Annotated in this window: 16 protein-coding genes and 1 pseudogene; 8 read left to right on the plus strand and 9 right to left on the minus strand. The window is 47.8% G+C overall.

The annotated features are described in order from the left end of the window. Positions 1-97 precede the first annotated feature (97 nt). A complete protein-coding gene (locus AB447_RS12065) occupies positions 98-388 on the plus strand; it encodes a hypothetical protein (protein WP_048353946.1) in 291 nt (96 codons plus the stop codon). A gap of 408 nt (positions 389-796) precedes the next feature. Here the strand turns inward: AB447_RS12065 and rlmD are convergent, their stop codons facing one another. Next, entirely contained in the window at positions 797-2,173 is a 1,377-nt protein-coding gene (rlmD, locus tag AB447_RS12070) for a 23S rRNA (uracil(1939)-C(5))-methyltransferase RlmD (RefSeq protein WP_057957585.1), read from the minus strand. 50 nt (positions 2,174-2,223) lie between these two features. Next, positions 2,224-3,135, minus strand: coding sequence for a diacylglycerol kinase (locus AB447_RS12075; protein ID WP_048353944.1), 912 nt, complete (start codon positions 3,133-3,135; stop codon positions 2,224-2,226). Positions 3,136-3,311: 176 nt separating this feature from the next. Here AB447_RS12075 and AB447_RS12080 point away from each other — a divergent pair, with 176 nt between their 5' ends. Then, positions 3,312-4,265, plus strand: a complete 954-nt coding sequence (locus AB447_RS12080) for a nucleoside hydrolase (protein ID WP_048353943.1) — start codon at positions 3,312-3,314, stop codon at positions 4,263-4,265. Between the two features lie 12 nt (positions 4,266-4,277). Further along, positions 4,278-4,817: a GNAT family N-acetyltransferase gene (locus tag AB447_RS12085; RefSeq protein WP_048353942.1), complete on the plus strand. Its 540-nt coding sequence runs from the start codon at positions 4,278-4,280 to the stop codon at positions 4,815-4,817. Between the two features lie 40 nt (positions 4,818-4,857). On the opposite strand, the gene AB447_RS12090 is transcribed toward AB447_RS12085, so the two are convergent. Then, complete coding sequence (locus tag AB447_RS12090; RefSeq protein WP_057957586.1) at positions 4,858-8,001, minus strand: efflux RND transporter permease subunit; 3,144 nt, start codon at positions 7,999-8,001, stop codon at positions 4,858-4,860. 144 nt (positions 8,002-8,145) lie between these two features. Here AB447_RS12090 and AB447_RS12095 point away from each other — a divergent pair, with 144 nt between their 5' ends. Then, a complete protein-coding gene (locus AB447_RS12095; protein ID WP_048353941.1) occupies positions 8,146-8,994 on the plus strand; it encodes a TetR/AcrR family transcriptional regulator in 849 nt (282 codons plus the stop codon). Positions 8,995-9,039: 45 nt separating this feature from the next. On the opposite strand, the gene AB447_RS12100 is transcribed toward AB447_RS12095, so the two are convergent. After that, complete coding sequence (locus AB447_RS12100) at positions 9,040-10,086, minus strand: 2,3-butanediol dehydrogenase (RefSeq protein ID WP_048353940.1); 1,047 nt, start codon at positions 10,084-10,086, stop codon at positions 9,040-9,042. Positions 10,087-10,434: 348 nt separating this feature from the next. Here AB447_RS12100 and AB447_RS12105 point away from each other — a divergent pair. Continuing rightward, positions 10,435-11,384: pseudogene (locus tag AB447_RS12105) on the plus strand (glycosyl hydrolase). 39 nt (positions 11,385-11,423) lie between these two features. Here the strand turns inward: AB447_RS12105 and gatB are convergent. The 3 genes from gatB to gatC are packed head-to-tail and all read right to left on the minus strand — an operon-like array spanning position 11,424 to position 14,634. After that, the gene (gene gatB / locus AB447_RS12110) at positions 11,424-12,854 is read right to left on the minus strand and encodes an Asp-tRNA(Asn)/Glu-tRNA(Gln) amidotransferase subunit GatB (RefSeq protein WP_048353939.1); all 1,431 of its coding nucleotides are present in this window, start codon (positions 12,852-12,854) and stop codon (positions 11,424-11,426) included. A gap of 13 nt (positions 12,855-12,867) precedes the next feature. Then, the gene (gatA, locus tag AB447_RS12115; protein ID WP_057957587.1) at positions 12,868-14,325 is read right to left on the minus strand and encodes an Asp-tRNA(Asn)/Glu-tRNA(Gln) amidotransferase subunit GatA; all 1,458 of its coding nucleotides are present in this window, start codon (positions 14,323-14,325) and stop codon (positions 12,868-12,870) included. An 18-nt stretch (positions 14,326-14,343) separates the two neighbouring features. Continuing rightward, positions 14,344-14,634, minus strand: a complete 291-nt coding sequence (gene gatC / locus AB447_RS12120; RefSeq protein WP_003179590.1) for an Asp-tRNA(Asn)/Glu-tRNA(Gln) amidotransferase subunit GatC — start codon at positions 14,632-14,634, stop codon at positions 14,344-14,346. 435 nt (positions 14,635-15,069) lie between these two features. On the opposite strand from gatC, the gene putP reads away from it, so the two are divergent. Then, positions 15,070-16,548, plus strand: a complete 1,479-nt coding sequence (putP, locus tag AB447_RS12125) for a sodium/proline symporter PutP (RefSeq protein ID WP_048353938.1) — start codon at positions 15,070-15,072, stop codon at positions 16,546-16,548. A gap of 36 nt (positions 16,549-16,584) precedes the next feature. Here the strand turns inward: putP and AB447_RS12130 are convergent, their stop codons facing one another. Next, complete coding sequence (locus AB447_RS12130; RefSeq protein ID WP_082634649.1) at positions 16,585-16,791, minus strand: DUF3951 domain-containing protein; 207 nt, start codon at positions 16,789-16,791, stop codon at positions 16,585-16,587. Between the two features lie 93 nt (positions 16,792-16,884). Between AB447_RS12130 and AB447_RS12135 the strand changes: the two genes are divergently transcribed. Together AB447_RS12135 and AB447_RS27255 are read left to right on the plus strand one after the other, a co-directional pair. Then, positions 16,885-17,583: an MgtC/SapB family protein gene (locus AB447_RS12135; protein ID WP_096892051.1), complete on the plus strand. Its 699-nt coding sequence runs from the start codon at positions 16,885-16,887 to the stop codon at positions 17,581-17,583. Positions 17,584-17,661: 78 nt separating this feature from the next. Then, on the plus strand, positions 17,662-17,793 hold the full coding sequence (locus AB447_RS27255; RefSeq protein WP_269769331.1) for a hypothetical protein: 132 nt from the start codon (positions 17,662-17,664) through the stop codon (positions 17,791-17,793). On the opposite strand, the gene AB447_RS12140 is transcribed toward AB447_RS27255, so the two are convergent. After that, positions 17,788-18,981 (minus strand): CamS family sex pheromone protein, encoded by a 1,194-nt coding sequence (locus tag AB447_RS12140; protein ID WP_048353936.1) that lies wholly within the window; start codon positions 18,979-18,981, stop codon positions 17,788-17,790. The two genes, AB447_RS27255 and AB447_RS12140, sit on opposite strands and share 6 nt — an antisense overlap. Positions 18,982-18,987 lie beyond the last annotated feature (6 nt).

Here is an 18,987-nt window from a genome sequence, read left to right on the forward strand (position 1 = left end):
TTATAGCAAAGTTTATTGGATAACGGTTATTTTTTGTGATAAAATATTAAAGTTCCTTTTTTCAACTTTACCTCTATTATTTTAAGGGGGGTTTCAAGTGACAAATATAGTTATATACTATCGTCGAAAGAAAGAAGAGAGTGTCGAAAAGTCAGTTGAAAATGTTAATAAATTAATTCAATATTTCGAAAACTTTTATACAATCAAAGGGATCTTTTTAGACGATCACGATGATAGGAACCAGTTTAATGAACTTTTAAACTTCCCTTTGAAAGAAATTGATATATTATATACAAATCATTATTTTGATGATGAATTCGACAATCAGCTGATAAATCAGCTATCAAAAGCCGAGCATTTTAGTGTGAAATATATTGATAACATATAGATACATTTATACTTTTTTTATTCTTCTATTCGAATCAATCCTGATGTTTGTATCCCTCTCATTATTCCTCATCATACTTTTGATTTTTAAAATTTGATTAATCATTTGATCATATTCCATGATACTGCCTTAGTGATTTTAAAAAATAATGATTTCCGTCGAGACCCTCACTATCAAAATTTCGCGTACCTTTTCTTTACCTCATTACTTTCTTTAATAGGTCATCCGCTCAAATAAAAGTAAATACCACCCGTATTTACAGGTGGATTTCTTAATGGCTAAAAAACTTTGTTGCTAACCAAATCCCAGTAGGCTTCTAATTATATACTACTTCTTCTCATCAGATCTTAAAGTAAATCCTATTTATATAACGCAAATAATGTTCCTGCAAAAATGCTTCTCCAGTTATTATACTTTTTTTAATAACGCACAACACTCCACATGGCTCGTATGCGGAAACATATCAACAGGCTGCACCTCAAGCGTCACATACCCGCCATCCTCAAGCACCCGCAAATCGCGCGCCAAGGTACCAGGATTACATGACACATACACAACACGTTTCGGCTTCATCTCAATAATCGTCCGCAGCAAAGCCTCGTCGCAGCCTTTGCGCGGCGGGTCAACCACTAGCGTGTCAGCCGAAATTCCTTCTTCATACCACTTCGGAATCACGACCTCAGCTTCGCCAACTTCAAACTCAGCGTTCTCAATACCATTCAACTCAGCATTCCGCTTCGCGTCCTCAATCGCTTCCGGCACAATTTCGACGCCGTACACTTTTTTCGCCTGCTTCGCCAGAAACAGCGAGATCGTGCCGATGCCGCAGTAGGCGTCGATGACGGTTTCTTCGCCGTTCAGTCCGGCATATTCGAGCGCTTTGTCGTAGAGCACCTTCGTTTGCTCTGGGTTGACTTGGTAGAACGATCTGGCGGAGATGGCGAATTTAATGTCGCCGATGGTGTCGTAGATGTATTCTTCTCCCCAGATAACGTGCGTTTCGTCGCCGAAGATGACGTTTGTTTTTTTCGGGTTGATGTTTTGGACGATCGATTTGACGTGCGGGAATGAGGCGGTGATTTCCTTCATGATTGCGTTTTTGTGCGGGAAATCGTTTGTCTTCGTGATGAAGACGACCATCATTTCGCCAGTTGCGACACCGTATCTGACCATGATGTGTCTGAGCCAGCCTTTGTGGCGTTCTTCGTCGTACGCTTTGATTCCGTAGCGGTTGCAGATTTCTTTGATCGCTTGAACGACGCGGTCGTTTTCCGACTGCTGGATGAGGCATTTGTTCATATCGATGATCTCATGGCTGCGCTGCTGGTAGAAGCCTGCGACAAGACCGCCTTCCCTTGTGCCGACAGGGACCTGGGCTTTGTTTCGGTAATTCCACGGGTCTTCCATGCCGAGGGTCGGGTGGACGGTGACGCGGCTGAGGTCGAGCTTGCCGATTCGTTCGAGCACGTCTTTAACCTGCTTCTGCTTGTAGAGAAGCTGGCCTTCGTAATTGATGTGCTGCAGCTGGCAGCCGCCGCACTGCTTGTAAATCGGGCACGGCGCTTTGGTGCGGAAGCGGCTTTCTTCCTTTAAATCGATCAGGCGGCCGAAGGCGAAGCCTTTTTTGACGCGCGTGACTTTGATTTTCGCTTTTTCGTCGGGCAAGGCGTTCGGGACGAAAACCGGGAAGCCGTCGACTTTTGCGACTCCTGCGCCTTCATGGGTCAGATCTTCAAATACGACATCGTAATATTCATTTTTTTGTACGGGGGCTGTTTGTTTCATTTTCTTCACCTGCTATAAGAAAAACTTGGCCGCGTCTTGTGAGACCAAGTTCAATCATCTAGTCTTTGTGCTTTTTCTTTTGACATTACGACATTGATGTGGCGGTAGAGGTTTTCGAATTCTCCGGGCAGTTCGCCGCCGTATTCGCCGTCAAGGTTTAAGAGCATTTTGTCCTTCTGCTTTACTTTTACGCGGTTCGCTTTTGTATAAATGACATGTTCGTTGTGGATGTGGTCGCCGCGGAGCGCGAGTCCGGCAAGCCGGATAAATTCGGCGAGGTTTGTCCGTTTTAAAATAATCAGATCAAACATGCCGTCATTCAGGCTTGAGTCCGGGGCAAGCTTTTCGAAGCCGCCGACCGAATTGGTGAGCATCACCAAAAACAGCATCACTTCGCCGTGGAACAGCTTGCCGTCGTATTCGATTTCGACCTCTGTCGGCTTCAGCGACGGAAGCATTTCCATTCCCTTCAAATAATAAGCGAGCTGGCCGAGCATCGTCTTCAATTTGCTTGGTACGTCATACGTCAGTTCGGTCAGGCGTCCGCCTCCGGCGATATTGATGAAATACTGGCCGTTTACGCGACCGATGTCGATCGGACGGGGTTCTCCTTCTAGTATTGTGTCAACGGCCTTTAAAATATCCTCTCTCGGTATGCCGAGGGCTCTTGCGAAATCATTTGTCGTCCCGACCGGTATGACCCCGAGGTTCGGACGGACTTCCAACGGCGCCAGGCCGTTGACGACTTCGTTCAGCGTCCCGTCGCCGCCCGCTGCAACGATTAAATCAAACTCTCTCTCTGCGGCGCTTCTGGCGGCCTGTACGGCGTCCCCTTCTCCTGTCGTTGCGTGGCATGATGTCTCGAAGCCCGCCTGTTCGAATTTTTGGAGAACTTGGGCAAGATTTTTTTTGAAAATTTCGCGTCCGGAAGTCGGGTTGTATATGATTCGTGCACGTTTCATGTTCATCATCCTATTAGAGTATCCGTATCATTTCTTTACCAACAACCTTTAATTATACTAGTTGTTGAAAAAATCGCAACTAAATGGATGCCAACCTTAGTAAATAAGAACGTGAAAAGACTTTGAAGATCAATTGATGTAAAATAATAAATATTAAGAAAAAAGGGTGTGATCACGTGAAGAAGCTTGTTTATTTCAACCATGACGGAGGGGTCGACGATCTCGTCTCCTTATTTTTGCTATTGCAAATGGACGATATCGAATTGATCGGGACATCTGTCATACCCGGTGACTGCTATCTGGAGCCTGCGCTGAGCGCAAGCAGAAAAATCATCGACCGCTTCGGCTCGTACCGTGTCGAGACGGCGGCATCTGATTCAAGAGGGGTCAACCCTTTTCCAAAGGAGTGGCGCATGCACGCCTTTTATGTTGACGCCTTGCCGATTTTAAACGAAAAAGGGACGGTAGAGACTCCTGTTTCCGACCTTCCCGCCCACCTTCATCTGATTGAGAAGGTAAACGGCAGCAAAGAACCGGTGACATTGCTGTTTACCGGACCGCTCACGGATTTGGCGCGCGCGCTTGAAAAAGATCCGTCGATCGAAAAGCGGATTGAAAAGCTTGTCTGGATGGGCGGCACCTTTCTTGAAAAAGGGAATGTCGAGGAGCCTGAGCACGACGGGACGGCGGAATGGAACGCGTTTTGGGACCCGTACAGCGTGAAGACGGTGTTTGAGAGCGGCATTGCGATCGAAATGGTCGCACTTGAAAGCACGAACCAGGTGCCTTTGACAAATGACATTCGCTCGCATTGGGCGAGCCTGCGAAAGTATATCGGCATTGATTTTATCGGCCAATGCTATGCGCTCTGCCCGCCGCTTGTACATACGGAGACAAACTCCACCTACTACCTGTGGGATGTGCTGACGACGCTGACGCTCGGCAAAAAGGATATGATCGGCTCAAAAACGGTCAATGCGATCGTTCACACGGAAAGCCCGCGCCAAGGAACGACAGAGGCACATCCAGACGGGAGGCCGGTCGAAGTCGTCGATCAGGTCGACAGGGAAGCGTTCTTTTCCTACTTTGAAGAGTTAATGAAAAAAGCCGACAACATTCCGGCAATATAAGGGGGCAATGGCGTGAAAAGAAGAGAGTCGATTTATATCAGGCCGCTGACGGCCGACGATGCGGAAGCGTGCCTGAAGCTGCAGACAGACAACCGCGGGTTTTTCGAACGGTTTTCGATGGAGCGCACTGCTGATTTTTATACGCTTGAAGGGCAAAAAAAGCGGCTGCAAACGTTTTGGGAACAAATGCAGCAAGACGAAGACTACTATTTCGGGATTTTTCTTCAGACAGATGATGCGCTGATCGGCACCATCAACCTCTTTCAAGTGCTGCGCGGCTCTCTGCAAAGCGCGTTTATCGGCTATTTTCTCGATGAAAAGCACAACGGGAAAGGCTATACGACAGAAGCGGTCAAGCTGATGGTCGACTATGCGTTCAATGATTTGAAGCTGCATCGCATCGAAGCCGGCGTCATGCCCCATAATCTCGGATCGATCCGCGTGCTCGAAAAAGCGGGTTTTCACAAAGAAGGGCTTGCCAGAAAAAACGTCAAAATCAACGGAAAATGGGAGGATCATCAAGTATTGGCGATCATCAACCCCAATGATTAAAAAAAGCCTCAGCTGTCAAAAGCTGAGGCTTTCTTATATCCTACTCTTCTTCCATTCCCGGCTTTTTCCGGCGGAATTTGGCCAAAATTTCATATACGATCGGCACAATAACCAATGTCAGAAGGGTCGAACTGATCAGACCGCCGATAACGGTAACGCCGAGCCCTTTTGAAATGACCTGGCTGCCGCCTTCGAATCCGAGCGCCAGCGGAATCAGGGCGCCGATTGTCGCAATCGCCGTCATCAGGATCGGGCGGAGTCGTGTAGAGCCGGCTTCAAGGAGCGCTTCTCTCGTAGACAGTCCTTCCGCTTCCTTATGGATGACGCGGTCGATCAGGACGATCGCGTTTGTGACGACGATTCCGATCAGCATCAGCATGCCGATCATCGCGTTCAAGCTGATCGTTTCACCTGAGACGTAAAGCCCGGCCAAGGCTCCGATGACTGTAAACGGCAGCGAGAACAGAATCGCAAACGGCGCCAATGCTCCGCCGAACGTAATCACGAGCACGAGGTAAACGATCGCAATCGCTGCAAGCATCGCGATTCCGAGCTTCGTAAAGGAGTCGGCGATATCTGCGGAAACGCCGCCTGTATCGATCGTAACGTTGTCAGGAAGGTCAAGCTTGTCAATTTTCTTCTGGACATCGCTTGATACCTTTGTGATGTTGTCTGTCTTGATTTCCCCTGTGACATCGGCATAGACTTTTCCGTCGCGTTTTGAAACGGTGTCAGATGTCGTGCCTTCTTTTACTTTTGCGACATCGCCGATTTTCACTTCCTGGCCTGTCGCCGATGTGAGCTTTTTGTTTTCTAAATCTTTGACGCTCTTATACTCGTCTTTTTCTGTTTTAATGTTGACATCTAGCTCTTTGCCGTCTTTTTTGACGGTTGTCAGTGGAGCCTGCGACGTTTCTGTCATTAAGGCCTGAGAAATTTGAGACGCCGTCAAACCGAGTTTGCTCAGCTTCTCCTGGTCTGCGACAAATGTGTATTCGTCATATGTGCTGGAAAGGCCTGACTTCACGTTTTTCAGATCTTTTTGATCCTTCATGATCTTTTCGATGTCTTTGACAGTGCCTTTAATATCTTTTTCAGAATCGCCGTACACGTAGTACGTTAATTCGTTGTTATTGCCCGAAGAGTTGAAATTCTGCGTTTTCCATTCTCCGCGTTTGGATTTTTTCTGGATTTCTTTCAGCACGTTGTCTTTTTCTTTGTCAAAATCAGGCGTATCCTCTTCATATTTAATATAGAAGAGCGCGCCGTTTGAATTCCCTTGGGCGAGCGGGCTGCTTGAGCCTAAAGAGTATTGAACCGTATCGACGTGCTTGCGGTCCAATAAGAGCTTTTCGGCTTTTGCGGCTTCGTCTTCCGCTTCTTTTTCCGTTTCGCCCGGTTCAGGCGTGTATGTGATCTGGATCGTTTTTTCTTCTTCAGACGGCAGGTAGCTTGCGCCGATCAACGGAACGAGGAACAAGCTTCCGAGCAGCATCAGAATCGCGATGATCGATGTAATCCATTTATGGCTGAGCGCCCAGTTTAAGATTTTTTTATAGGCGTTTGCCAGTCTTCCAGGCTTATGTTCTTTCCCTTTTACAGGCGCTCCCGTCAGCGATTTTTTGAACAGGCTGTGCGCGAGCATCGGCACGAGCGTGATCGAAATCAGGAGTGATGCGGCAAGCGCAAATACGATCGCCAGGGCGAACGGGATGAACAATTCGCCGATCTGGCCGCCGACGAGTGCGAGCGGCAGGAATACCGCAACCGTCACGATCGTTGATGACATGATCGGCTTGAACATTTCTTTCGTCGCTTCGCGGACCAATGCTTTTCCGCGGAGCGGTTCATCTTTCAGCCTCATGCGGCGGTAAATGTTCTCGATGACGACGATCGAGTCGTCGACAACCCGGCCGATCGCGACCGTCATGGCGCCGAGCGTCATGATATTCAGCGTGATATCAAGCTGGTTTAAGACCAGCAGCGCGATGAGCAGAGACAATGGGATAGAAACGATCGAAATTAATGTTGATTTAATATCTCTTAAGAATAAGAGAATGATCACAATCGCAAAGAGCGCCCCGAAAATCGCTTTGTCCAGCATCGTTTCGACCGACTGGGTGATCGGTTCAGCCATGTCTAACGTAGCGCTGTATTGGAAGCCTTTGTGGTCTTCTTTGAATTGCTTCAGTTCTTTTTTGACGTTGTCGGCAACCTCTACCGTATTTGCATCATTTGCTTTGACGATATTGATGCCGATGCTGTCTTTTCCGTTCGTGCGTGAAATCGATTCGGCTTTTTTCACGTCTTTAATATTGGCAATCTCAGAAAGCTTGACAGTCGGCACTTCTGTACTTGCGCTTTGCCGGGTCTGTGCGGCCATCTGCGCGCCCCCGGCAGCTTGTGCACCCTGTGCAGCTGCACCGCTTGCACTAGAAGCAGATGCGACCGGTATTCTCATATTCTTCAAATCTTTGATTGTTTCGATATCGCCGCTGACGACGACTGATTTTTCTTTATTGCCGAATGTGTACAATCCAAGCGGAGTTGTCACATCTGACCCTTGAATCACTTGCTTGACTGTGTCTTTGTCAAGGCCGTATTTTTTCATTTTGTCTTCTTTAAAAGAAAATTCAACTTCTTCAACCTGCTGTCCGGATACTTGAACAGAGGCTACGCCTTCAATGCCTTCAAGCTTAGGAACGAGGCTGTTTTCCACGTTTTTCGTAAGCTCTTGAAGGTTGTTTTTGTCGCTTGATACGCTGAGCGTCAGGATCGGGAAGGAGTTCATGCTGTAGCGCGAAATTTCCGGATCTTTCACGTCATCGGGAAGATTGACGTTTTCCAGCGCTTCAGCCGCTTCTGTCTTCGCCTTGTCCATATCTTTATCATAATCGTATTCGATCATCACCGATGATGCGTTTTCGTAAGACGTGGACGTCACAACGTGTACGCCGTCCAGGTTCTGCACAGCTTGTTCAATCGGCTTTGTGACATCATCAGCCACTTGGCTCGGGGCAGCCCCCGGATATGTCGTATTAATCGAAAGGTATGGCATGTTTACGTCAGGAATGGATTCCTGCTTCATATTCAAACCCGCATAAAGGCCGGCAACCGTAACAATAATCGTCATCAGCCACACAGCGAACTTGTTCTTCAGCACAAAATTGATGATAGAATTCATTACGACCTCCATTTTAAAATATTTTCTGAATACTGATTGACTGACTGGTCATTCTATACAATAATAAACGTCAAAAGTAAATAGCGTCAACTTATATATGTTAAAATTAAATCAATTTTAAGGTTGTTCAAAAGGAGTACTTTCATGACAGAAAAAGAAGAAAAAATCATTAAAGCCGGCCTTCGCCTGTTCGCGAAAAACGGGTTTGCCTCTACAACCATTCAGGAGATTTCCAATGAATGCGGCATTTCAAAAGGAGCTTTTTATCTGCATTTTAAATCGAAGGACGCGCTGCTTCTCGCAATCATTAAGTATTATATCGATAGAATGACAGAAAATATGAAGAGGATCCGGCAAAAAAATTCTCCTCCGAAGGACATTTTCAAGGAACAGATTGCTTATCAGTTTAAAGAGAGCAAAGAGCATCGAGACTTCATCCTTGTGATGATCAGCGAGCACAGCATCCCGGAAAACAGCAAAATCGAGGAATATTTTAAAAATGTCAGCGGAAAATTTCATGAAGCGTATCAGGAGGCGCTGCTGGCGGCCTACGGCGACGCCGCACAGCCTTTCCTCGATGACTTGACGGTCATGGTGCAGGGAATCGTGCACTCTTATCAAAATTTGTTTATCTTCAACGAGCTCGACATTGACTTTGATGAGCTTGCCGGTTTTATTATCAGAAGGGTCGACGAGATGATCAGCGGCATGACGCAAAGCGGTGAACGGCCGATTCTTGCGGAAAGAACGTATCTACTGTACCGCGACGGCCCGCAAAAAGTTGATAAAAACGGGATTCTTGAAGAGATCGCAACATACAGGAATCATACGGATCTGGCCGAAGACATTCACATCACGCTTGATGTGCTGGAAGAGGAGCTGAAACTGGAGGCTCCGCGGAAGCCCGTCATTCAAGGAATGCTGACGAACCTGGAACAGGAGGAAAGCTTGCGGCATCTCTTTCAGATGATCTCCCGTTTTCTTGATCGCTAAAAAAGAAACCAGATTCCCATAAAAATCGGAATCTGGTTTCTTAATTTATTCAGCTTTGACCAGGATTTTCACTTGATCTCTTTCTCTCAATAATCCTTCAAAGCCCTCTTCGATGACCTCATCAAGCGTAATTCGTTTCGTAACCAATTTGTCAGCCGGGAAATATCCTTGAGCCATCAGACTGATGACAGCCGGAAACACGTCGCGGTAGCCGATGATCCCGGTTAATGTCCTTTCCTTCATGACGATATCGTGAGGATGGATCGGCGCTTCTTTTTCAAAAATGCTGACGACCATCGTTTCCCCGTTGATTTTTGTTGCATGAATCGCTTGTTTTAAAACGGGCGGCACGCCGGTCACTTCATAAGCTACATCGACGCCGCCGTTTGTCCGTTTTTGGATTTCGGCCACTGCGTCGCATTGTTTTGGATCAATGACAATCGCACCAAGCTCTGCCGCTTTTTGCCGGCGGATGTCTGATAATTCGACAGCGTAGATTTCCGATGCGCCGGACGCTTTTAACGCTTCAATCACAAGCAGGCCGATTGGACCTGTCCCAAAAACGGCCGCTTTGTCACCGACTTTCAATTTGCTTTGACGGACGGCATGAAGCGCAACGGCTGACGGTTCAACAAGCGCCCCTTGTTCAAATGATACATCATCCGGCAATTTATGAATCATTTCCGCCGGAACGGCTGCATACTCGGAAAATCCGCCGCCTCCCCCGGCGAGCCCGAAGAATCCCATTTTATCGCACAGATTATACATTCCTTGTTTGCAAGCTTCACATTCGCCGCACGCGTAGATCGGTTCAACCGTTACACGATCGCCGGCTTTAACATTTGTAACCCCTTCTCCTACTTCCACGACCTGTCCGGAAAATTCGTGTCCCAAAACAACCGGGGCTTTATCGCCGCTTAGCGGGTGTGTTTCAGTCGGAATGAAAATAGGACCTGCGGTATATTCGTGAAGATCGCTTCCGCAAATCCCGCACCATTCTACTTTGACTTTCACTTTGCCCGCAGCCGCCTGAGGTTCGTCGATTTGTTCCAATCGCAAGTCTTTCGCACCGTGCCATCTAAGCGCTTTCATTTTCCTCATCTCCTATTAAAATATTTGTTGCCTCACTGCTATTATACTCTTTTCCATAAGGTCTTTCGAACTATTTATAATAAAACCGCCATATACCTTTTTAATAAGGCGGAAATATCCCTGATGGAAAATCAAACGATCGTCCCATGTCCCTTTTTCAATATCGGTCGTACAATTAGATAGATTTTGAATAGATGTATAAAAAGAGCAGGAGGTTTTGCCGCGATGAAAAGAAATATCTCATGTTTTGTCATCGCATTATGTTTTATTTTGGCTGCTTCACAGCCGGTATACGCACACACCGTTTTACCGGTTAATCCTGACGCACAGCCGACGACAAAAGCGATCATGAACTGGCTCGCCCATCTGCCGAACCGTTCAGACAACAAGGTGTTATCAGGTGCATTCGGCGGATACAGCGGTGATACGTTTTCAATGGCAGAAGCCGATCGTATCAAAAACGCTGCCGGACAGCTGCCTGCCGTTTACGGTTGTGACTATGCAAAAGGATGGCTTGAACCGGCAAACATTGCCGATACGATTGATTACAGCTGCAACAGCGATTTAATATCGCACTGGAAAAGCGGCGGCATCCCTCAAATCAGCATGCACCTTGCCAATCCCGCGTTTCAATCGGGCCATTTTAAAACTCAGATTTCAAATGCCCAGTATGAGAACATATTGAATTCAACCACACCTGAAGGACAGCGCCTTGATGCCATGCTAAAGAAAATCGCAGACGGTCTTCAGCAGCTGAAAGATGAAGGCGTTCCCGTGCTTTTCAGGCCTCTTCCGGCGAGTGGTTCTGGTGGGGGCTCACAGAATATAATCAAAAGGACAGCCAGAGGATTTCTTTGTATAAACGGCTTTATACAAAAATCTATCACTATATGACAGATACAAGAGGATTGGACAACCTCATCTGGGTATATGCGCCTGACGCAAACAGAGATTATAAGACAGACTTCTATCCGGGGGATTCATATGTTGACATTGTCGGATTAGACGCATACTTTACAGACGCATATTCGATCCCGGGGTATGACGAACTGACATCTCTTAACAAGCCGTTTGCCTTCACAGAAGTCGGGCCGCAGGAAACGAACGGCAGCCTGGATTACGCATTATTTATCAATGCGATCAGAGAAAAATTTTCGAAAACCATCTACTTCTTAGCCTGGAATGACGGCTGGAGCCCCGCTGCAAACAAGGGGGCGGCAAATCTTTATAACGATAGCTGGATGCTGAATAAGGGAGAAATATGGAACGGCGATTCATTAACGCCTGTCGTTGAATAAAAAAACCCTTGGAGAAACGATTTCTCCAAGGGTTTTATATTACCGTTTATTAATTTCTTCAAGCAAAAGCTTGTTGACCATCGGCGGGTTTGCCTGGCCTTTTGAAGCTTTCATGATTTGGCCGACGAGGAAGCCGATTGCACGGTCTTTTCCGTTTTTGAAGTCCTCGATCGACTGCGGATTGTTGTCGAGCGCTTCTGTGACAAGCTTTCTGAGCGTAGCTTCGTCAGAGATTTGCACAAGGCCTTTTTCTTTGACGATTTTTTCAGCGTCTCCGCCGTTTTCGATTAATTCTTTGAAGACTTTTTTCGCGATTTTCGATGAAATCGTGCCTTTTTCGATCAGCTTGACCAGACCTGCAAGGCCTTCCGGCGTAAGCGCGACGTCTGCGAGCTCTTTTTGCTGTGCATTCAGGTAAGCCGATACTTCACCCATCAGCCAGTTTGATGCGAGCTTGGCGTCAGCGCCTTTTTCGACGGCTGCTTCGAAGAAGTCTGACATTTCTTTTGTCAGCGTCAAGACCTTCGCGTCATAGGCAGGCAGGCCGAGCTCCTCGATGTAACGCTTGCGGCGCTGATCCGGAAGCTCCGGAATGCTGTCTTTTACGCGCTGTTTCCACTCGTCGTCGATGTAAAGCTCGACAAGGTCCGGTTCAGGGAAATAGCGGTAGTCGTCAGAGCCTTCTTTGACCCTCATCAAAATCGTCGTTTTTGATGCCTCATCATAGCGGCGCGTTTCCTGCTGAATGATGCCGCCTGACAGCAATACTTGCGCCTGGCGTTTTTCTTCATGCTCAAGGCCTTTTTGGACGAAGGCAAAGGAGTTCAGGTTTTTCAGCTCTGTCTTTGTGCCGAATTCTTCCTGTCCGACCGGGCGGAGCGAAATGTTGGCGTCGCAGCGGAGCGATCCCTCCTCCATCTTACAGTCGGAAACGCCCGTATATTGAATGATCGACTTCAGCTTTTCAAGATACGCGTACGCTTCTTCAGGCGTGCGGATGTCCGGTTCTGAAACGATTTCAACCAGCGGCGTACCTTGGCGGTTGTAGTCGACAAGGGAGTATCCGTCGCCTGTGTGCGTCAGTTTGCCGGCATCCTCTTCAAGGTGAAGGCGCGTGATGCCGATGCGTTTCGTTTTTCCGCCGACTTCGATTTCGATCCAGCCGTTTTCGCCGATCGGTTTATCGAATTGGGAAATTTGGTACGCTTTCGGGTTGTCAGGGTAAAAATAGTTTTTCCGGTCAAATTTCGTCTCTGTCGCGATTTCGCAGTTTAACGCCATCGCCGCTTTCATGGCAAAATTGACGGCTTCTTTATTCAAGACAGGCAAAACGCCCGGATATCCCAAATCGATGACGCTTGTCTGCGTATTGGCCGCAGCTCCGAATGGCGTCGGCGAACTTGAGAAGATTTTCGATTTCGTTTTTAGCTCAACGTGGACTTCAAGTCCGATTACCGTTTCAAAGTTCATGTTTTTTCACCCCTTACAGTTCAGGTTTTGCTTTATGATGGTCTGTCGCCTGTTCGAATGCATGGGCGACGCGGTATACTGTGCTTTCGTCAAAGTGTTTGCCGATGATTTGCAGGCCGAGCGGCAAACCGTTCGCAAATCCGCACGGTACGCTGATTCCCGGTACACCCGCAAGGTTGACCGGGATCGTCAGGATGTCGTTTGCATACATTGTGAGCGGATCGCTCGTTTTTTCGCCGATTTTAAACGCAGGTGTCGGCGTTGTCGGTCCGATGATGACGTCATAGTTTTCGAATACGTCTTCAAAGTCTTTTTTGATCAGCGTTCTGACCTTTTGCGCCTTTTTATAGTACGCATCGTAGTAGCCTGAGCTTAACGCGAACGTGCCGAGCATGATACGGCGCTTCACTTCGTCTCCGAAGCCTTCTGAACGCGTTTGTTTATAAAGGTCGATCAGGTTGTCGGCATTGTCGGTGCGGTAGCCGTAGCGGATGCCGTCAAAGCGGGCAAGGTTCGCCGAAGCTTCTGATGACGACAGCAGGTAGTACGTCGCAAGCGCGTATTTGCTGTGCGGAAGGGATACTTCTTCCCATGTCGCGCCAAGACCTTCAAGCACTTTTAGCGCTTCAAGGACGGACTGCTTCGCTTCTTCGCTTACCCCTTCGCCGAGGTATTCTTTCGGAACGGCGATTTTTAAGCCTTTAATATCGCCTGTCAGCGCAGACAGGTAGTCAGGCACGTCCACATTTGCGCTTGTCGAATCCATTTTGTCGACGCCCGCAATCGCCTGGAGAAGGTATGCGTTGTCCTCGACAGATCTTGTGATCGGTCCGATTTGATCCAAAGAAGAAGCAAACGCGACTAAACCGTATCGTGACACGCGACCGTATGTAGGCTTTAAGCCGACGACGCCGCAGAAAGAAGCCGGCTGGCGGATCGATCCGCCCGTGTCAGAACCGAGTGAAAACGGCACTTCTCCCGCCGCAACCGCCGCCGCGGAGCCGCCGCTTGAGCCGCCCGGAACGGTTTCTAAGTTCCACGGGTTTTTCGTTTTTTGGAAACCGGAATTTTCCGTGGAAGACCCCATCGCAAATTCATCCATGTTCAGCTTTCCGATCGTAACCGCCTCTGCATCGTGCAGGCGCTCAACAACCGTAGCGTCATAGATCGGGTCGAAGTTTTCCAAAATTTTACTTGAACACGTTGTGCGAAGATCCTTTGTGACGATATTATCCTTGATTCCGATCGGCATCCCGAACAAAAGGCCGTGCTCGTCCCGGCCGCCTACAGCTTCATCGAGCTCTTTGGCATAAGCGCGGGCTTTTTCTTCATCAAGCTGCAAAAAGGCCTGCACCTTTCCATCGACTTCCTGAATCCTCTTATACGATTCATCGACTAAGTCCGATATGCTGATCTCTTTTTTATGTATGAGACTTTTCAGTTCAGATATTTTATGGTCAAACAATGACATGGTCTCTCGCTCCCTCCTTTAGTCCAGAATTGACGGCACGCGAATATAGCCGTCTTTATGATCAGGTGCGTTTTTGACGACATCCTCAACCGGAAGGCCTTTATCCGGGACATCTTCCCTCATGATATTCTTCATTTGCAATACATGTGTCGTTGGCTTGACATTCTCTGTATCGACTTCATTCAGCTCTTCGGCAAAAGAAATAATGCTGTCAAGCTGTTCGGTAAACATAGCCGCTTCCTCATCCGTGATCGCCAGCCTGGCCAGATGGGCGACATGCTTTACTTCTTCTATTGAAATACGCGACATTACACAAACACCTCCAAGATGATTCTCGCTTAGTCATATAATACTGATCATATCAAATTTCAGCCTTCTAAATCAACAAAACCGCGGAATCCCGGCCCTGACTCTATTGTATACTAAAAACGGCCCGGTAGTGGTCTGTACTAAAATTCAGAACATTTTTACTTTTATGTTTATTTGTAAGCGTTTTCATTGTGATGCCCATCGGAACGGCCGTGTCCTTTTTTCGAAAGAACGGGCGTGTCCTGCGGTTGATTGATGCGGAATAGTTTGATAGGTTAGGTAACTAAGTACGATCACATGGCAGCGCCTGGTTTTTCCAATACTTGATCTTAAAGACGAGGCCCTGCAAATCAATCTTCGTACACAGCAAATCAGTATTGTTAAAATTTCAGGAGAGGTGATGCCACATTATTGTAAAGAGGAGAGATACGAAACGTGAGTATTGAAGTATTTATTTCACTTGGCATTTATTTTGCCGCCATGCTCTTAATCGGCTGGTATTCCTACCGAAAAACATCCAATTTGAATGACTATATGCTCGGAGGCAGAGACCTTGGACCTGCTGTTACGGCTTTATCGGCCGGGGCGTCTGATATGAGCAGCTGGATGCTGATGGGGCTGCCGGGAGCGATGTATGTCACAGGACTTTCGAGCGGCTGGCTTGCCGTCGGCCTGACGATCGGAGCTTATGTCAACTATGTGCTTGTCGCACCGCGCTTGCGTACATTTACGGAAGTGGCGAATGACGCGATTACCATTCCAGACTTTTTCGAAAATCGATTCAATGATACGACAAGAGTCCTGCGTCTGGCGTCAGCCCTCGTCATCATGGTGTTCTTTACGCTGTATACGTCAGCTGGCATGGTATCCGGAGGACGGATGTTTGAAACGGCGTTCGGTCTTGACTATAGGATCGGTTTGTTCTCTACCGCCCTCGTCGTAATTGCCTATACGCTGTTCGGAGGATTTTTGGCTGTCAGTCTGACCGACTTTGTGCAGGGGTTGATTATGTTTATCGCACTAGTGCTCGTGCCGATCGTTGCCTTTACTCAGTTGGGCGGAGTTACGCCGACATTCAATATGATAGAAGAAGTCAATCCAAGCCTGTTGGACTTCTTCAAAGGAACGACCGTCATTAGCATTATTTCTTTTATTGCCTGGGGATTGGGCTACTTCGGGCAGCCGCACATCATCGTCCGTTTTATGGCGATTTCATCGGTGAAAGAGCTGAAACCCGCCCGCCGCATCGGAATGGGCTGGATGATCGTCTCAGTAGCCGGTGCATTACTTACGGGGCTGATCGGGGTAGCTTACGTCCATCAAACAGGTATCAGCCTGAAAGATCCGGAAACGATTTTCATCGTATTTTCTAACATTCTGTTTCATCCGTTGATCACCGGATTCTTGCTTTCAGCGCTGCTTGCAGCGATCATGAGTACGGTGTCATCCCAGCTCCTGGTCACCTCAAGCGCCATGACCGAAGACCTATACAGAACGTTTTTCCGCCGCGGGGCAACGGATAAAGAGCTTGTCCTCGTCGGACGGCTGAGCGTCCTGTTGGTCGCCGTCATCGCCCTTCTTTTATCGTTAAGTCCGAATGACACGATTTTGAAGCTCGTCGGCTATGCGTGGGCCGGATTCGGTTCGGCGTTTGGACCTGCGATTCTGCTCAGTCTCTACTGGAAGCGGATGAATCAGTGGGGCGCCCTGGCAGGCATCATGACCGGCGCTGTTACTGTGCTGATCTGGATTATGACCGGACTCGATCAAACGACCGGCATATACGAAATGATTCCGGGCTTCTTCCTGAGCCTCGCAGCGGTTGTCGCCGTCAGCTTCATGACGCATCAGCCCGCTGAAAAAGCGGCTGAGATGTTTGAGGAGATGGAAGAAAAGCACCGTTCTGCATCATAGACGAAAAGGCCGTCCAGGGTATTCCCTGCGGCCTTTTTATTTCCCTTCCCCTGAATCGTCATCCTCCCGGCCATCCTGTTCTTTTTTTTCTGCATGGAATTCTTTTGATGTCTGTCCGGCAATATAATCAAAGGGAGTGTAGTGGTTTTGAACGGTTTTCTTGCGGATAAACATGTTATACGCAGCGATCAGGATAACGGAAACGACCGTGAGCGGAAAGAGAAGTGATAAAAAAATCAGCAATGTATATCCCCCCTTCTGAAAAACCAGTTGTACGCCCATCTTCTCTGTGAGAAAATCATATCAATTATGAAAGCAATATGAAAGAAAGGAGACATGCGCATGGATTGGCACATCGATATGGATACGCTGATGAAGCTTGGAATCGCGACATTGGTCGGGATGGTCATCGGCCTCGAAAGGGAATTGAAAAATAAGCCGCTCGGCTTGAAAACGTGCATTGTCATCGCCATCAGTTCATGCGTGTTGACGATGATCAGCATTGACGCGGCCTATCATTTTCCAAGGTCGAACAGGATCATGATGGACCCTTTGCGTCTGCCTGCACAAATCATTTCCGGGATCGGCTTTATCGGAGCCGGCGTCATTTTGCGTAAAAGCAATGACGTCATTTCCGGGCTCACCACCTCAGCGATGATCTGGGGAGCGGCGGGTCTCGGCGTCGCCATAGGTGCAGGCTTTTATAAGGAAGCATTTATCAGTCTCGCATTTATTTTAATCAGCGTCGAATTTCTGCCGTGGGTCGTCGGAAAAATCGGCCCGAACCGCCTGCAGGAGAAAGAAATCCGCGTCCGCATGTCATTGTCCGACAAGGACAAAATGACGGACATTCTCAAGGAAATGAAAGCGAAGCATATCCGCATCCACTCCGTCCGGATCGATGACATGCCTGAAAAAGAGTTTGCGGTGATGGAGACGAAAGTGAGGGTTCACAGGAAACGGTATGTAACAGATGTGTATTACGATATCAAATCGATCGACGGAGTCGTCGGGGTGAAGTGCGATACGATGTAAAAAAATCAGCTTGTTAACAAACGCTTGCATTCGCGGTCACCGCGCTTTGGTCCTCACGCAAGAAAGGAACGGCGGCTAATGGCTCAGGCGCCCAGCCTGAACGCCGCCGTCATCATGTCGTGTGGAAAGTCCGCTCCGATGCTCGCAATTCCCAGTCTTCAAGCCAAACTGAAAGAAGAAGCCGTTAAACAGCTGCTTCTTTTTTTATGAATCATAAATATGAACGGTCGGTTCTTTGGCTCCCGGCTTTTTGAGGATGAGGGCTTCCTGGCCGTCTGAAGACGTAATGTTAATCTCGACGTTCAGCTCGCTTTTGCCGTAATAATCCATCACTTCTCCGGTCAGAAATTGCGTAAATGCAATGACTTCGCTTTTGCCGTAGAATTGCATCGGAATGTTGATTTTCATTTCCTGCATTTGGTCGTCTTTGTACAAAGCCGTTCCGACGACGCCTGTGTAGTTTGGAAAGTATGTTTCGATTTTATTTTTAAAGCGGTTAAACAGCTCCGCATCGTCCGGATGCTTTTCTGTTCCGTCCGTTGACGGGAAGAATGTGTATCCTTCATTGATGTTATCCCAGCCTGAGATATCGCTTGTTCCGGCCTTAACCTCGGTTTTGGCAATAAAGTTTCCTGGCACGATCGACGATTTTGGCGCCTGCTTGTACAGGACGATCGTGAGCGGAATGTTTTTGAGATCCTTCATGTTCCGGACGCGTTTTGCCACTTCCTGAGCGATCTTTTCGCCCTCTTCTTTCAATTTCTTAGTGCTGATCGTCACTTCTTTTTGCGGATCGCCGACATTTTCGCGGTAATAGTATACCGAGTTAAGCGCCAGGCCGATCACAACTCCGCCAAGCTCGATCGTATCCTTGTCTTTTCTGACGAGGTAATCGTGTTCAAGCATATGGGCCAGATAAATCGGGCTTTCTTCGTTTTGCTTTTCAGCAGACCCGCTGCCGGAAAGAGCCGGATTCAGCCCGAGGTTTTTAAAATCCTTATCCTTTTTCTCCGCTTTTTTCAGGTCGCTTCCCGTTTTTTTGCGGGCCAGCCAGCTTGAGACCGTATCTTCATCCAAATACTGCCCTTCCTGAAAAAGGTAGTCTTTCGTTGAGAAAGAATCTTGGGCGAGGCGCATCATGCCCGTTTCGAATTCATCGATGTCAAGCCTCGTGTTCATCTGTTCGGTTGTCAATCCGCGCGCCTTTCCTGCTTTAAAAGGAAGAACCATTTTATAATACGAATCAGAGATGTTGTATTTCGGAATGATGGCTTTTTCTTTCGACTTTTTCGTCTTTTGCACCATCTCCTGCTCCTCTTTTCCCTTAAAATTCGACGGCGCACAGGCTGAGAGCATCAGCATCCCCGCAGCAGCCGCCAAAATTAATGCTTTTTTCAATAGAAA

This window comes from Bacillus glycinifermentans (assembly GCF_001042475.2).
Classification (GTDB): domain Bacteria; phylum Bacillota; class Bacilli; order Bacillales; family Bacillaceae; genus Bacillus; species Bacillus glycinifermentans.

Coding starts and splice junctions, on each gene's coding strand:
- AB447_RS12075 (WP_048353944.1), bottom strand. CDS start 3,135: ATGAAACGTGCACGAATCATATACAACCCGACTTCCGGACGCGAAATT.
- AB447_RS12090 (WP_057957586.1), bottom strand. CDS start 8,001: ATGAATTCTATCATCAATTTTGTGCTGAAGAACAAGTTCGCTGTGTGG.
- AB447_RS27255 (WP_269769331.1), top strand. CDS start 17,662: ATGGCTCAGGCGCCCAGCCTGAACGCCGCCGTCATCATGTCGTGTGGA.
- AB447_RS12095 (WP_048353941.1), top strand. CDS start 8,146: ATGACAGAAAAAGAAGAAAAAATCATTAAAGCCGGCCTTCGCCTGTTC.
- gatB (WP_048353939.1), bottom strand. CDS start 12,854: ATGAACTTTGAAACGGTAATCGGACTTGAAGTCCACGTTGAGCTAAAA.
- gatC (WP_003179590.1), bottom strand. CDS start 14,634: ATGTCGCGTATTTCAATAGAAGAAGTAAAGCATGTCGCCCATCTGGCC.
- AB447_RS12100 (WP_048353940.1), bottom strand. CDS start 10,086: ATGAAAGCGCTTAGATGGCACGGTGCGAAAGACTTGCGATTGGAACAA.
- gatA (WP_057957587.1), bottom strand. CDS start 14,325: ATGTCATTGTTTGACCATAAAATATCTGAACTGAAAAGTCTCATACAT.
- rlmD (WP_057957585.1), bottom strand. CDS start 2,173: ATGAAACAAACAGCCCCCGTACAAAAAAATGAATATTACGATGTCGTA.
- AB447_RS12135 (WP_096892051.1), top strand. CDS start 16,885: ATGCGCATGGATTGGCACATCGATATGGATACGCTGATGAAGCTTGGA.